Annotated in this window: 16 protein-coding genes; 5 read left to right on the top strand and 11 right to left on the bottom strand. The window is 59.9% G+C overall.

Features of this window, described 5'->3' with window-relative positions; all coding sequences use genetic code 11:
- The first annotated feature begins 152 nt into the window (after window positions 1–152).
- From ACX3YF_RS18635 to hisM, 5 genes are read left to right on the top strand one after another with little or no spacing between them, the layout of a single operon-like run.
- Window positions 153–1,166, top strand: a complete 1,014-nt coding sequence (locus ACX3YF_RS18635) for an SIS domain-containing protein (RefSeq protein ID WP_322267954.1) — start codon at window positions 153–155, stop codon at window positions 1,164–1,166.
- Between the two features lie 2 nt (window positions 1,167–1,168).
- Complete coding sequence (locus tag ACX3YF_RS18630; RefSeq protein WP_458944725.1) at window positions 1,169–2,023, top strand: PfkB family carbohydrate kinase; 855 nt, start codon at window positions 1,169–1,171, stop codon at window positions 2,021–2,023.
- A 60-nt stretch (window positions 2,024–2,083) separates the two neighbouring features.
- Window positions 2,084–2,854 (top strand): ABC transporter substrate-binding protein, encoded by a 771-nt coding sequence (locus ACX3YF_RS18625; protein WP_201187254.1) that lies wholly within the window; start codon window positions 2,084–2,086, stop codon window positions 2,852–2,854.
- Window positions 2,855–2,878: 24 nt separating this feature from the next.
- Window positions 2,879–3,568, top strand: a complete 690-nt coding sequence (locus tag ACX3YF_RS18620; RefSeq protein ID WP_458974080.1) for an ABC transporter permease — start codon at window positions 2,879–2,881, stop codon at window positions 3,566–3,568.
- On the top strand, window positions 3,565–4,272 hold the full coding sequence (hisM, locus tag ACX3YF_RS18615; protein WP_458944724.1) for a histidine ABC transporter permease HisM: 708 nt from the start codon (window positions 3,565–3,567) through the stop codon (window positions 4,270–4,272). The genes ACX3YF_RS18620 and hisM overlap by 4 nt, the downstream gene beginning before the upstream one ends.
- Window positions 4,273–4,372: 100 nt before the next feature.
- Here hisM and ACX3YF_RS18610 read toward each other — a convergent pair whose 3' ends face one another.
- The 11 genes from ACX3YF_RS18610 to ACX3YF_RS18560 form a co-directional block, all read right to left on the bottom strand.
- Complete coding sequence (locus ACX3YF_RS18610) at window positions 4,373–5,206, bottom strand: ABC transporter substrate-binding protein (protein ID WP_458944723.1); 834 nt, start codon at window positions 5,204–5,206, stop codon at window positions 4,373–4,375.
- A gap of 56 nt (window positions 5,207–5,262) precedes the next feature.
- Window positions 5,263–5,991: an amino acid ABC transporter ATP-binding protein gene (locus ACX3YF_RS18605; protein WP_458946238.1), complete on the bottom strand. Its 729-nt coding sequence runs from the start codon at window positions 5,989–5,991 to the stop codon at window positions 5,263–5,265.
- Between the two features lie 23 nt (window positions 5,992–6,014).
- Window positions 6,015–6,758, bottom strand: a complete 744-nt coding sequence (locus ACX3YF_RS18600; RefSeq protein WP_458944722.1) for an amino acid ABC transporter permease — start codon at window positions 6,756–6,758, stop codon at window positions 6,015–6,017.
- A gap of 6 nt (window positions 6,759–6,764) precedes the next feature.
- Window positions 6,765–7,466 carry an amino acid ABC transporter permease gene (locus tag ACX3YF_RS18595; protein WP_458944721.1) on the bottom strand — a complete coding sequence of 234 codons (702 nt, stop codon included), beginning with the start codon at window positions 7,464–7,466 and terminating at the stop codon, window positions 6,765–6,767.
- A gap of 137 nt (window positions 7,467–7,603) precedes the next feature.
- Complete coding sequence (locus tag ACX3YF_RS18590; protein ID WP_458944720.1) at window positions 7,604–8,356, bottom strand: SDR family oxidoreductase; 753 nt, start codon at window positions 8,354–8,356, stop codon at window positions 7,604–7,606.
- A 131-nt stretch (window positions 8,357–8,487) separates the two neighbouring features.
- Window positions 8,488–9,255, bottom strand: a complete 768-nt coding sequence (locus ACX3YF_RS18585) for a LamB/YcsF family protein (RefSeq protein WP_458944719.1) — start codon at window positions 9,253–9,255, stop codon at window positions 8,488–8,490.
- 16 nt (window positions 9,256–9,271) lie between these two features.
- Window positions 9,272–9,676: an acetyl-CoA carboxylase biotin carboxyl carrier protein gene (locus ACX3YF_RS18580; protein ID WP_458944718.1), complete on the bottom strand. Its 405-nt coding sequence runs from the start codon at window positions 9,674–9,676 to the stop codon at window positions 9,272–9,274.
- Window positions 9,677–9,688: 12 nt separating this feature from the next.
- Window positions 9,689–10,660: a 5-oxoprolinase subunit C family protein gene (locus ACX3YF_RS18575; RefSeq protein WP_458944717.1), complete on the bottom strand. Its 972-nt coding sequence runs from the start codon at window positions 10,658–10,660 to the stop codon at window positions 9,689–9,691.
- The gene (gene pxpB, locus ACX3YF_RS18570; RefSeq protein WP_458944716.1) at window positions 10,657–11,328 is read right to left on the bottom strand and encodes a 5-oxoprolinase subunit PxpB; all 672 of its coding nucleotides are present in this window, start codon (window positions 11,326–11,328) and stop codon (window positions 10,657–10,659) included. The genes ACX3YF_RS18575 and pxpB overlap by 4 nt, the downstream gene beginning before the upstream one ends.
- The gene (gene accC / locus ACX3YF_RS18565) at window positions 11,325–12,677 is read right to left on the bottom strand and encodes an acetyl-CoA carboxylase biotin carboxylase subunit (RefSeq protein ID WP_458974079.1); all 1,353 of its coding nucleotides are present in this window, start codon (window positions 12,675–12,677) and stop codon (window positions 11,325–11,327) included. Before accC ends, pxpB begins: the two co-directional genes overlap by 4 nt.
- Before the next feature lie 31 nt (window positions 12,678–12,708).
- On the bottom strand, window positions 12,709–13,137 hold the full coding sequence (locus ACX3YF_RS18560; RefSeq protein WP_458944714.1) for an acetyl-CoA carboxylase biotin carboxyl carrier protein: 429 nt from the start codon (window positions 13,135–13,137) through the stop codon (window positions 12,709–12,711).
- Window positions 13,138–13,247 lie beyond the last annotated feature (110 nt).

Here is a 13,247-nt window from a genome sequence, read left to right as displayed (position 1 = left end):
TGGCTCGGAAAACTCCTGAAAACCGCTTATTCGACTCATTAGACCACGGGGAATAAGCCTTGTAATGGTATTTTTCATGGTATAGATTTTGGTCTAAATAGTGGTCATGAACAGCAACATGAGCCCCCTTAACAAGGCACCCAGGAGTCCACATGGCGATCCAGTTCAACCGGGAAGGCTTCATCACTTCCTTACAGCAATCCGTTCAAATCGTCGACGACGCCCAGCAGTTTGGCCAAGAGTTGGCAACGCGGATTGACCGCATCTATTTCGTCAGCTGCGGCGCCCCCAACCGCATCATGCTCGGCTTGCAGTACTGGCTTGAGCGCTACAGCCATTCACTGGAAGTCCGTCGTTATTTCCCGGCCGATTTCATGGACATCGATCCGCCGCGCCTGGATGAGCGCACCCTGGTTGTGCTCGCGTCCAAATCCGGAACGACCCAGGAAACCATCGCCGCCGCCCGCTTCCTGCAGGGCAAACCATGTCTCACGGTGGGAGTGACACAAACCGCCGAGCTGCCGCTGGCCCAAGCCGTTCAACATTGCTTCCTGCTGGGACGTACGGACGAGGCTTACTTCGGCTGCTTCATGATCCTTCAGGCGTTGATCGGCGGTATTTTGGCCAAACGCGAAGGCTGGCCCCTGCTGGACAAGCTCACCCGCTCACTCAAGGCGCTGCCGCGAGCGCTGGCTGATGCGGCGATCAACAACGACCAACGGGCGACCGAAGAAGCACGCCTCTATAAAGATGATCGCGTCATGTACTTCCTCGCGTCGGGTCCGATGTTCACCACCGCCTATGTGTTCGGCGTCTGCGTGGTGATGGAAAGCCAATGGCTGCATTGCCTGCCGGTGGAGGCCGCGGAGTTTTTCCATGGCCCGTTCGAAGCCATCGATGCCTCCACTCCGCTGCTTCTGCTGGTCGGCGAAGACCCAAGCCGAGCGCAGATGGAACGGGTCGTGAGCTTCTGCCAGCGGTACACCGAACGGGTCATGGTCTATGACTCCAAGGACTTCCCGATGCTCGGGATCGACCCGGAAATCCGCGCGATGGTCGCGCCCTACATCGTCGGCATCGCCGCTGAACGCATCGCTGCCCATCTGGCGGTCTGGCACCAGCAACCGCTGACGACTCGCCGCTACATGTGGAAAACGGAGTATTGAGCATGGCCAGCCTGATCGCGGTCGGCGACAACACGATGGATGTCTACCTGGACCGGAACATCGAGTACCCAGGCGGGAATGCGCTCAACGTTGCGGTATTCGCTTCCCGGCTGGGCACTCGCAGCGCCTACCTGGGCTGCGTAGGTGACGATCAGTATGGCCAGCGCCTGCTCGACTGCCTGCAAAAAGAAGAAGTCGATGCTTCCCGTTGCCGAACGCTGCCGGGCGCCAACGGCTGGGCGTGTGTCGACAGCATCGACGGCGAACGCGTCTTTCTCGGCAGCGATTCTGGTGTCTGTCGTCAACTGCGACTCACTGCCGAAGATCTGGCCTACATCACGAAGTTCCCGCTGGCACACAGCAGCCTCTACAGCGGTCTCGAAAACCAGCTGGCGCAGATTCGTCATGCCAGCGGCTGCCTGTCCTTCGACTTCTCGGACAACTGGGTCGAGTTCGATTGGCCGGCCCTGATCAAGCATGTCGATATTGCCTTTTTCTCGGCGGCCGACCTGTCTTCGGGAGAAGCCTATGAACTGGCGCACTCGATGCGGGCGCTGGGCCCCTCGATTGTGGTCATCACACGCGGTGCTCTGGGCGCCCTCGCGGTCGATGCCCACGGCATCCATGAACAGCCCAGCCTGCCCTGCACGGTTGTCGACAGCATGGGCGCTGGTGACGGCTTCATCGCCGCGTTTCTGCTGACATGGCAAGCCCGGCACAGCCTCGCGGAATGCCTTTTGCACGGCGTCGATTATGCCGCCCGCGTGTGTGGCTGGACTGGTGGTTTCGGCCATGGTCAAGCCATGGACGCCGAGCGTTCCCAGCAATTGAAACAAGCCTTGAACACTCAAGGCTGATGCGTGCTGCCCCGGGCCAATCCCGGGGCTGTTCAACCAACCTGTCGTGGATACCTGTCGATGAAAAAATGTCTGATCGGTTTGATGCTCGTGGCCAGCCCGCTGATGAGCTGGGGCGCCAGCGAAGAGCTGCGTTTCGGGGTCGACCCCACCTACCCACCCTTTGAGTCCAAGCGCCCGGACGGTTCGCTGACAGGTTTCGATATCGAGTTGGGGGAAAGCCTGTGCACCGAGTTGAAACGTCGTTGCGTCTGGGTAGAAAACGCCTTCGACGGGATGGTCTCGGCGCTTAAAGGCAAGAAATTCGACGGCATCCTGTCCGCCCTGTCGATCACCGAAGAACGCAAAACCGAAATCGCCTTTTCCGACACCCTGTATGACACCCCGGCCCGCCTGGTGGCACCAGAGGGCAGCCCCTTGCAACCGACAGCCGAATCCTTACGCGGCAAGCGCATCGGCGTGCAGCAAGGCAGCGTGTTCGAAGTCTATGCCAAGCAGATGTGGGGCTTGAAAGGCGTGGAGGTGGTGCCTTACCAAAGCAGTGACTTGACCTACTCGGACTTGATCAACGGTCGGCTGGATGCAGCGTTCGACGATGCCATTGCGGTCTCCGAAGGCCTGCTCAAGAAGCCGATTGGCAAAGGCTTCGGCTATGCCGGTGAGATCGTCAAATCCCCTGAAATCTTCGGGCCGGGAACCGGGATCGGCTTGCGCAAAAGCGATACCGCGCTGGCCAGCGACATCAATCAGGCGCTCGAGCGGATCCACCAAAACGGCACCTATGAGCGCATCGCCAAAAAACACTTCGACTTCGACATCTCGCCTAAATAAACCACCATCGCGGAGCCAGGAACCATGTTTCTTGAGGGATACATCCATCTTATTTTTCAGGGCGCATGGTTGACGGTGCAGGTGGCCACCTGGGCTGCCTGCGTGGCCATCACGCTTGGCCTGCTCGGGGCCTTGGCGAAACTCTCGCCACTGGCACCGCTACGGCTGATCGCAACGGTCTATACCACGCTGGTGCGCAGTGTCCCGGATCTGGTCTTGATGCTGCTCATTTACTACAGCGCGCAAATCGGGCTGAACCAGGTGGCGGAAGCGTTCGGCCAGGACTCTTTTCAGTTGAACCCTTACGGCACCGCGATCGGTACGCTGGGATTCATCTACGGTGCCTACTGCACCGAGACCTTTCGCGGGGCCTTCCAGGCCATCCCGTTCGGGCAACTGGAGGCGGCTCGAGCCTATGGCATGAGCCACTGGCAAGTACTGCGGCGTATCCGCTTCCCACAGATGATGCGTTTCGCATTGCCCGGCATCGGCAATATCTGGCAAGTGCTGTTGAAAAGTGCCGGCCTGATTTCGCTGCTGGGCCTCAATGACATGGTTCAGGTCGCCAAACAGGCGGGCAACGCGACCTCAAGGCAAATGTTTTTCTACCTGGTGATTGCCGCGATATTTTTTGCCTTTGCGATCCTTTCAAGTCTGGCGCTTAAGCACCTTGAGCGGCGCTACAGCGTCGAACCGCAGCGGAGAGCGTCATGATCGAGATACTGAAAGAGTTCGGGCCGAATTTCCTGTGGTCCGACGGTTACCGCTGGAGCGGTCTGTCTATCACGCTGTGGCTGTTGGTGACGTCCGCCGTCATCGGTTTGTGCGCGGCGATACCGCTGGCGCTGATTCGCACCTACGGCAGTCAGTGGCTCGCACTGCCCATTCGGCTCTACACCCTGGTGTTTCGCGGCACCCCACTGTTCGTGCAACTGCTGATCATCTACAGCGGCCTGGCCAGTTTGAGCTTCATCAGAGAATCATCGAGCCTGTGGTGGTTCTTTCGTGACGGCATGCATTGTGTGATTCTGGCGCTGGCCTTGAATACGTGCGCTTACACCATTGAAATTCTTGCCGGCGTACTGCGTACCACCCCACGCAGCGAGATCGAGGCGGCGCTGGCCTTGGGCATGACCCGCAGCCAACTGTTCGTTCACGTACTGATCCCGAGCATGCTGCGTCGAGCACTCCCCGCTTACAGTAACGAAGTGATTTTTGTCCTCCATGCCACGGCCATTGCCTTTACCGCAACCGTTCCCGACATCCTGAAAATCGCAGCAGATGTTAACGCGGCCACCTTCAAGACCTTTCAGGCCTATGGGATTGCCGCCCTGCTCTACATGCTGGTGGCGTGTGCGCTGGTGGGTATATTCCGGCTGGTCGAGCGCCGTTTATTGGCTTATCAGCGTTTGAGCTGAGCTACAAGCCAACGCTTACTCCACGTGAAAAAGCCCGGCGCTGTCACAGTCGTCGGGCTTTTTCAGCGAGTCATTGCTCAACAATGACGGTGCATCGGGCTCAAGGCAATGGATCGAACTTCAAGTTGCCAAGGCTCTGTACTTTGTCCTCACGAACCATTTTGTAGGCGGTGTTTGGGCCGATCCAGCGGTCCCAGATTGCATCGATCTCGCCGGACTTTTCCATCGACGCCAGCGATTCGTTGACCTTGGCCAGAAACGCCGGCTCGTCCAGGCGCATGCCCGCACCAATCGGTTCCAGCGCCATCGGTTCCTTGGCCAGTGCCAGCTCGACACCACTTTCCTTGGCCTGACCCACCAGTTTCAACGCGGTCATAGTGTTGGTTACCAGGCCCACCACCTTGTTCTGTTGCAAGGCCATGTAAGCCGAGCCGGTGTCCTGGAATGTCACCGGCGTAGCCCCGGCCAGACGAATCGACTGCTCGGAAGTCGAGCCTTTGGTGGAACTGATGCGCTTGTCCTTGAAGAAGCTTTTCGGCTGATCAGCGTTGACTGCGCGCACCACCAGGGTTTCCTTGGCGATGTAGTACGGGTCGCTGAACTGAATCTGTTCGGCGCGAGTCTTGGTGTAGGCCAAGTTGGCGAAGATCACATCGACGCGGCCCATTTTCACTTCAGGAATCCGTGCTTCGACCGACAGCGGCTTGAGTTCCAGTTCGACGCCCATGGTCTTGGCCAAGGCCTTGCACAAATCAACGTCCATGCCGACCAGTTCGCGGTTTTTCGGATCGGGCGCCGAGAACGGTGGCACGTCGGCGTACACACCGCAGCTCAACGACTTCTTGGCCATGATGTCGCTCAATTGATCGGCCTGCGCGACCGCAACAGCCAAAGGACCTAACGCCAGCGTGACTAACAGATGCTTCATACGCATGGAAAAACTCCGGGGATGAGAAAGTCGAATGGCAGAGCAAGCAAAACCGTTGCGACTCAATGAGCCCGCAGATCGGCGATAAAACGTTGCGCGCGCGGGTGCGCGGGCTGATTGAAGAAGCTTTGGGGCGTGCTCTTTTCCAGAATCTGACCCGCGTCCATAAACCAGATGGTGTCAGCGACTTCACGGGCAAAGTTCATCTCGTGGGTCACGCACATCATGGTCATGCCCTCCTTGGCCAAGCCTTTCATCACACTCAGCACTTCGCCGACCATTTCCGGGTCGAGCGCACTGGTAGGCTCATCGAACAACATGACCGGCGGCTCCATCGCCAACGCCCGGGCGATCGCCACCCGCTGTTGCTGACCGCCAGACAACTGCGCCGGATAGGCTCCGGCCTTGTGCGCCATCCCGACCCGATCCAGCAATTGCATGGCTTGTTGCTTGGCGGCCGAGCCTTTGAGGTTGCGGATTTTGCTCGGTGCCAAGGTGATGTTTTCCAGCACGGACAGGTGCGGAAACAGATTGAAGCTCTGGAACACGAAACCCACACGACTGCGCAGCCGGTTAATGTGCGCGTCAGTCCCGTGAACATCCTGGCCGTCGAACAGAATCTGGCCCTTCTGGATGTCTTCCAAACGATTGACCGTGCGGATCAACGTCGACTTGCCGGACCCGGACGGGCCGCACAACACCACCACTTCGCCAGGTTTTACTTCAGCGGTGATATCGGTCAGCGCGTGGTACTCGCCGTACCATTTGTTGATGTTCGAAAACATGATCATTGGATGCATGGGCGCAACCCTCTTCAATTATCGATGGCCAGCAAGGGGTCGGCAGACGCGGCCGGACCGCCGTTGCCCAGGCGCTTGCGAGCGATACGGCGCTCCACCCAGCCGGCCAGGTGGGTCAGGCCAAAACAGAGCAGGTAGTAGATGATCGCCAGGATAAAAAACACCTGGAACGGCTTGGTCAGTAACTGGTTGTTGATCTGATTGGCGGCGAAAGTCACTTCCTGGACGTTGATCACATAGCCCAGCGAGGTTTCCTTGATGATCGAGATGAACTGGCTGATCAGGCTGGGAAGCGCGTTGTAGAGCGCTTGCGGCAAGATCACCCAGATCGTCGTTCGCAGGTAACCGAGGCCCAGTGCGCGGGACGCTTCGTACTGACCCGGCGGCAACGCCTGGATGCCGCCACGAATGATTTCGCACAGGTAGGCGCTCTGGTAGATCACCAAGGTGCAGAGCATGGTGACGAACCCGGTGATGTTGTGGCCGATCAGCAAGGGCACCAGGAAGTAGGTCCAGAAAATCACCATCAGCAGCGGAATACCACGCAGCACATAGACCCACACCGTGGCCGCCCAACGCAGGCCTTTCCACGGCGAAACCCGCGCCAGCGCCAGCAGCAACCCGAATGGAAATGCCAGCAACAGTGCCAGTGCCGCCAAAATCAAGGTGCTGGCCAAACCGCCCAAGGGGCCGTGGGGATACTGGCCGATCAGAAACAGGGTCCAGTTGTTTTGCATAATCGAGAAGAGATCGAACATGCTCGTCTACCTCGCCAGCGCTTTGTTGAAGCGCCGCGCCAACAATGCACCGAGCCCCATCAACAGCAGTGAAAAGACCAGGTAGAACAGCGTGGCGACCAGGTATGACTCGAACGTGCGAAAGGTGTAGTTCTCGACTTCGCGGGTGGCGTAGGTCAGTTCGACCACACCGATGGCCATGGCCAGGCTGGTGTTCTTGAACAACAGCACGGTGTGGTTGATCAGCGAGGGCAGGCAATTACGCACACCTTGCGGCAGGATCACGTAGCGCATCGAGCGCACATACCCCAACCCGAGCGCTCGGGATGCTTCGGTCTGCCCAGCCGGAATAGCGCGCAGGCCACTGCGGATGTCTTCACAGAAATACGCAGCCTGACACAGCCCCAGCGCAATCACCGAGAACAGGTATTCAGTGCTGTAGTTGGCCAGCCACAGCTGAGTGGATTCGCTCAGCAACGTCGGCACACCGAAGTACCAAAGCATCAATTGCACCAGCGTTGGCACATTGCGGTGATAAGACACGTAACCGGCCACCAGACGATCAGCGAGCTTGTTACCGGTCAGGCGCACGGTCACCAGCAACAGCGCGAGGGCCATCGCCAGCAGCCAGGCGAACAGCGCCAGCTGTAGAGTCGTTTCGATGCCCTTGACGATCAGCTCGGCATATTCGCCTTGCAGAACCGCGGCCAAATCGAAGTCATGCTTCATGGTCAATCCCTATCGGCATTGGGCTAGGGGCAGAAACAAAAAGTGCAGAAATAAAACGTGCCAGGCATAGCCGTAGCGTGGGTACCGCGATGACGGATCGATCCGTTCTTATGCAGCGCGTATGACGAAGAAAACACTCAGCCCTGGTAATCCTGCGGACGGGCGGTGGAAAGGCCACCGGGCACTTGCAGGGTCGGGGTGATTTCCATATGCCCGACGTTGACCGAAATTGGCGCGGCGATGGCAAACGCGATGGCGTCGGCAATGTCCTTGGCCTGAGGCAGCTCGAACCCTTCGACGAAACGTTTGTAGGTCTCTTCGGAGTCACCATGGACGTGGGCGAAGATGTCGGTGGCCACGCGTCCCGGACAAATCTCGGTGACCCGGACACGCTTGCCAAAGGCATCGATGCGCAACTGCCGCGAGAGCATGCTCACGGCGGCTTTCGTCGCGTGGTACGTGGAGTTGCCGCCGAAGTTGTACGCGGCAGCAATCGAACTGATGTTGATGATATGGCCGCAATCCCGCTCGACCATCCCCGGCAACGCCAGGCGCGCCAGATGCAGGACCGCCCGCAGGTTGACGTCAATCAGCAAGTCGATGCCTTCGGCGTCCGCCTTGAGAATCGAACCCGGTTTATCGACCCCGGCGTTGTTCACCAGAATGTCGAACTGCTGGTCTTCAAACAGACGGGTCAGCCCGGCCAGGTCGGTGACGTCGATGGCGTGCACGATGCAGCCGGTTTTAGCGGCCAGTTCTTCGAGCTTGTCAGCGCTGCGAGCCAAGGCATGCACCTGCACGCCTTCCTGACACAGGCGCTCGACGACGGCGGCGCCAATCCCGGAAGAAGCGCCAGTCACCAGCGCGGTTTTGTAATCTGAAAAAGGCATGAAGTTGTCCTCGTGTTACGTGTGCGGATCACTCGGTGATCGCGATGACTTCGACTCTATCCAGCCCTGAAGCCGTGGACCAAGACGGAATGACTGTGTGGCAATAAGCCCTGCTTATGACCTAGCAAGCGCTACGCCAACAGCTGCGAAATCGGCGTGATGCAACCACCCGCCAGCTCGATTTCGCGACGGATGGTGCGGGCCAGTTCAACCGCGCCAGGCGTATCGCCGTGCAACAGGATCGAATGCGCCGGCATCGCGATGTGCTTGCCGTTGAGCGTGGTCACGGTGCCCTCCTCCAGCAACTGCCGAACCCGCTGCAATACGGTCGCCGGTTCCTTGATCACCGAGCCTGGGACCTTGCGCGGCACCAGCAGGCAGTCGTCGTCGTAGGCGCGGTCGGCCAGAAACGTGGTGGCGACCCGCAACCCACATTTGTCAGCGGCGTTTTCAATCGCCCGACTGCTCGATGAACTGATAATCAGCCTCGGATCGAACGCCGCCACCGCACAGACCAAGGGTTCGGCCAGCGCCGCGTCGGCGGCGACCATGTTACCCAGCGCCCCGTGAAAACTCATGTGGGTCATGCGATGGCCATTAACCGCCGCCATCCCGGCTAGCGCGCCGAGCTGATACACCACGTAGGTCGCCAGTTCCTTGAGCTCGATATTCATCTGTCGCCGGCCAAAACCCATCAAATCGGGGAAGCCCACATGGGCGCCTAGATCGATGCCACCGGCCTTGGCCAGACGCACCGTGTTGTCCATGATCAGCGGATCGCCGGCATGGAAACCGCACGCCACGTTGGCCGATGAGATCAGGCTCATCAATGCCTCGTCCTCGCCCATGCGCCAAGGCCCGAAGCCTTCGCCCAGATCAGCGTTCAAATCAATCTTCATCACTTGCCCTCGCTCGTTATGCGGCATCCAGGCGCATGAACGCCTCGCCAAAACCGACGGTCGTGCCACACACCGTCAACACCGCCGCCAGCCGTCCGGCCTTGTGGCTGCGGACCGGCAACAGCAGATCGCCGACTTGCAGCAACGCGACCAGTTGCCCTGACTCCACCCGACTGCCGACCGATACCAGCACTTCGCGCTGTTGCGGGTGCGTCAGCAGCAATCGGCCCAGACCGGGGGTCTTCAACAACTGTTCATCGGACGCTTTCAACGCTTCTGGCGCCGTGACCGGAACCGGTGCCGCGACTTCGTCGACGCAACGTTTGAGCACCAACTGCAGCCCCGGACGACGGATTTCCGCGCCAGCCAGGTGGTTCTCATTGAGCCATACCGCCAACTGGCGAATTTCCTGATTTGTCATGTCTGAATGTCCTTAACGCGAAGCCAGCCCGTGAAGGTCGACCAAACGGCTGACCTCCGTGAGATAGCGCGAATTGTCTTCCAGGGCCGCGACGGCTTCGGCGTAACTGCACTCGATAAAGCGCACCTTGCTGCCAATCGGCGCCTGGCCCAGACGCCAAAGATCGGCCTCGATCACCGTACCGAATTTCGGATAACCGCCACTCGGTTGCGCGTCGCGCATCTGGATGATTGGCTGGCCACCGTGGGGCACTTGAATCACGCCGGGGATGATGCCGTGGGAGCGAACTTCCATCGGCACCTTGGGCAAGATCGGCGCGCCTTCGAGCCGGTAGCCGTAGCGGTTGCTCTGGGTCGTGACCTTCCACTCGCCAGCCCAGAAGGCAGCACGGGATTCGTCCAGAAAGCACTCGTATTCAGCCGCCGGCAGTACGCGCATCGCCGGCAATCCATCGAGTTGCAACGCCAGCGCCTGACTCGGGGACACGACGCCAAAATCCGTTGGCAGCGCACTGACGCCTGGACGCAATGCAGAGATGCGGTCGCCCTGCTGCAACGCCCGCCCCTGCAAACCACCAAACTCACCGCGTAATTGTGTACTGCGCGAACCGAGCACCGACGGCACGTCGACACCGCCGGCCAGGCACAGATAAGCGCGACTGCCCGAGGTCGGATAGCCGAGGCTCAGCACCTGACCTTCCCGAGCCTGCGCCATCCAGAACGGCAACAATGGCTGACCGTCCAGGGTCGCTTCACAAGCCGCACCGGTGAACGCGAACGCACAGTCCTGCGTAAATCGTACTTCGAATGGGAACAACGGAATCTCGATCGCCGCCGCGTCCTCGGGATTACCCAGCAGCAGATTGCCCAACGCCAGTGCCAAATGGTCCATCGCGCCGGAAGTCCCTACTCCGTAACCGAGGCTGCCAAAGCGGCCGAAGTCCTGCACTGTGGCCAGGGCGGTCGCCGATAAAATCTCGATCATCGAATGATCCTCTCGATGCGCAAACGCAACATGTCGCCCGGCCTGAGCATCGCCGGAGGGTTTTGGGTCGGGTCAAAAAAAGACATTTCGGTGCGGCCGATGGTGTTCCAGCCGCTGGGGCCGGCGGAGGCAGAGACTCCGGTCTGCACCCCGCCAATCGACACCGAGCCGGCGGCAATGCTGATCACCGGCACTTGGCGTCGTGGCGTGGCCAGGCGCGAATCCATGCCGCCGAGGTAGCAGTAACCCGGGTGGCTACCCAAGGCATATACCGGGTACAACGGCTCGCAATGCAGGTTGGCGATGGTTTCGATGTCCAGCCCGGTGTGGGCCACCACGTCATTCATGTGCGGGCCGAACTCGCCGCCGTAGATCACCGGCAATTCGACGATCCGGCCTTCCAGTGGCAATGGCTGACTGGCCTCCCACGCTTGCAGCAATCGCTGGCACAACCCATTGAGGTCACGCGGCGGCTTGATGAACGTCAGCATCAGGTTGTTCATGCCCGGGACCGCTTCGTGGATCTCGGGCCATCCCCCGGCCTGCAACGCCAGGCTCCAAATGCGTTGTTGCGGCGCCAGATCGAGCTCGCCGGGCGCTTCGAATAACAAGGCCGTGGACCCCAGCAGGCTGATGTGTGGGCGCGGTGAAACAGATGCTGTGTTCATGTCGGACTCCGTTGCTGCAACCAGCGCTCCAGGTGATGAATGTCCACGCCGCCGGCACAGAACGCCGGGTCGTCGAGAATGTCTCGGTGCAAGGGAATATTGGTCGAGATGCCTTCCACGACCAGCTCGCTCAGGGCCAGGCGCATGCGCGCCATCGCCTCATCACGCGTCGCGCCGTGGGTGATGACCTTGGCCACCATCGAGTCGTAATAGGGCGGCACCCAATACCCGGTGGTGACGTGGGAATCGACCCGCACGCCAAAGCCACCAGGGACTTCCCAGCGCTGGATCAACCCCGGCGTCGGCATAAAAGTGATCGGGTCTTCGGCGTTGATCCGGCATTCCAGCGAGTGGCCATTGAGCTGGACGTCCTGCTGACGCAGCTCCATCACTTCGCCACGGGCCATGCGCAATTGCTGCTGGACGATATCGATGCCGGTGGTCATCTCCGTCACCGGGTGTTCAACTTGCAGCCGGGTGTTCATCTCGATGAAGAAGAACTCGCCGTCCTCGTATAGAAATTCGAAGGTACCGACGCCGCGATAGCCGATCTGCCGGCACGCGGCGGCACAGCGTTCACCGACCTTGGCGATCAGTTCCGGATCAATGCCCGGCGCCGGCGCTTCTTCCAGGACTTTCTGGTGCCGACGCTGCAACGAACAATCGCGGCAACCCAGCCAGATCGCGTGACCATGGGCATCGCACAGCACTTGGATTTCGACATGCCGTGGATGGCCGAGAAACTTCTCGATGTAGAGCTCGGGATTGCCGAACGCCAGCCGCGCTTCTTCACGGGTCAGCGCGATGGCGTCGTGCAACTTGCGCTCTTCTTTCACCACGCGCATGCCACGCCCACCACCACCGCCAGCGGCTTTGACGATCACCGGATAACCGATTTCACGGGCAATCGCCTGGATGCTGGCATCGTCAGTCGGCATCACCGAATCCGGCCCTGGTACGCAGGGCACGCCGGCTTCACGCATTGCCCGTTTAGCCGCGACCTTGTCGCCCATGGTGCGAATGCACGCCGCGCTCGGCCCGATGAAGGTCAGCCCCGCGTTTTCGATGCGCTCGGCAAACCCGGCGTTCTCCGACAGAAACCCATAACCCGGATGGATCGCCTGCGCGCCACTGACCTTGGCCGCGAACAGCAGCGCCGCCTGGTTCAAGTAACTCTGGCTGGGTGATGCCGGCCCGATGCACAGGGCCTGATCGGCGTTTTGCACATACTGTGCGTGGCGATCGGCCTCGGAGTGCACGACCACGGTTTGTATCCCCAGGCCGCGGCAGGCACGCTGAATACGCAGGGCGATTTCGCCACGGTTGGCGATCAGCACTTTGTCGAACATTGAATTCACCTGAAAGAGGATGGGCTTTGGATCAGCCGAGGCGGAACAGCGACTGTCCGGCTTCGACTTCGGCGCCACTCTGGGCAAGGATCGCGGTGACCTGACCGGCGATTTTGGCCTTGACCGGGTGGAACATTTTCATCGCTTCGAGAACCGCCAGGGTTTGCCCGGCTTCGACCTGGTCACCGATCGCGACAAAAGGGGCTTCCCCTGCGGAGGGCGTCAGATGCAGGACGCCATACAGGCCGGCCTTGATCTCGGTAGCGGCCATCGCCGGGGTGTCTGACGTGGGCAAATCCGCGGTCGGTGTTGGCGAAGGCTCAGCCATCGACTCGGTCGTCACGACCTTTCCTGCCTGCTTGAAAAGACGAATCGTATTGTCGCCTTCGGTCAGACTCAGTTCGAGCAGATCGGATTCGGCGAGCAAATCGATCAACCCCTTAATGCGTTCTGAATCCATGCGTGGGCCCCTGCCTGTCGAGCGTGTCTGAGTGGATGGGGTCAATGTAGCGAGCCCGTCCACCGACGACAAAGACGCTTTGGCTTTGGGGTGATAAGCCGTCCTTATGA

Source organism: Pseudomonas fluorescens group sp. PF-69 (genome assembly GCF_054481235.1).
The sequence above is the reverse complement of the archived record's forward strand: the minus strand, read 5'-3'. Positions and strand labels throughout refer to the sequence as shown.

What these genes read in the sequence shown, in the direction of transcription:
- ACX3YF_RS18620 (WP_458974080.1), top strand. Translation starts at nt 2,879, where the DNA reads ATGTTTCTTGAGGGATACATCCATCTTATTTTTCAGGGCGCATGGTTG.
- ACX3YF_RS18610 (WP_458944723.1), bottom strand. Translation starts at nt 5,206, where the DNA reads ATGCGTATGAAGCATCTGTTAGTCACGCTGGCGTTAGGTCCTTTGGCT.
- ACX3YF_RS18625 (WP_201187254.1), top strand. Translation starts at nt 2,084, where the DNA reads ATGAAAAAATGTCTGATCGGTTTGATGCTCGTGGCCAGCCCGCTGATG.
- ACX3YF_RS18635 (WP_322267954.1), top strand. Translation starts at nt 153, where the DNA reads ATGGCGATCCAGTTCAACCGGGAAGGCTTCATCACTTCCTTACAGCAA.
- ACX3YF_RS18595 (WP_458944721.1), bottom strand. Translation starts at nt 7,466, where the DNA reads ATGAAGCATGACTTCGATTTGGCCGCGGTTCTGCAAGGCGAATATGCC.
- ACX3YF_RS18560 (WP_458944714.1), bottom strand. Translation starts at nt 13,137, where the DNA reads ATGGATTCAGAACGCATTAAGGGGTTGATCGATTTGCTCGCCGAATCC.
- ACX3YF_RS18600 (WP_458944722.1), bottom strand. Translation starts at nt 6,758, where the DNA reads ATGTTCGATCTCTTCTCGATTATGCAAAACAACTGGACCCTGTTTCTG.
- accC (WP_458974079.1), bottom strand. Translation starts at nt 12,677, where the DNA reads ATGTTCGACAAAGTGCTGATCGCCAACCGTGGCGAAATCGCCCTGCGT.
- ACX3YF_RS18605 (WP_458946238.1), bottom strand. Translation starts at nt 5,991, where the DNA reads ATGATCATGTTTTCGAACATCAACAAATGGTACGGCGAGTACCACGCG.
- ACX3YF_RS18580 (WP_458944718.1), bottom strand. Translation starts at nt 9,676, where the DNA reads ATGACAAATCAGGAAATTCGCCAGTTGGCGGTATGGCTCAATGAGAAC.
- ACX3YF_RS18630 (WP_458944725.1), top strand. Translation starts at nt 1,169, where the DNA reads ATGGCCAGCCTGATCGCGGTCGGCGACAACACGATGGATGTCTACCTG.
- hisM (WP_458944724.1), top strand. Translation starts at nt 3,565, where the DNA reads ATGATCGAGATACTGAAAGAGTTCGGGCCGAATTTCCTGTGGTCCGAC.
- ACX3YF_RS18590 (WP_458944720.1), bottom strand. Translation starts at nt 8,356, where the DNA reads ATGCCTTTTTCAGATTACAAAACCGCGCTGGTGACTGGCGCTTCTTCC.
- pxpB (WP_458944716.1), bottom strand. Translation starts at nt 11,328, where the DNA reads ATGAACACAGCATCTGTTTCACCGCGCCCACACATCAGCCTGCTGGGG.
- ACX3YF_RS18575 (WP_458944717.1), bottom strand. Translation starts at nt 10,660, where the DNA reads ATGATCGAGATTTTATCGGCGACCGCCCTGGCCACAGTGCAGGACTTC.
- ACX3YF_RS18585 (WP_458944719.1), bottom strand. Translation starts at nt 9,255, where the DNA reads ATGAAGATTGATTTGAACGCTGATCTGGGCGAAGGCTTCGGGCCTTGG.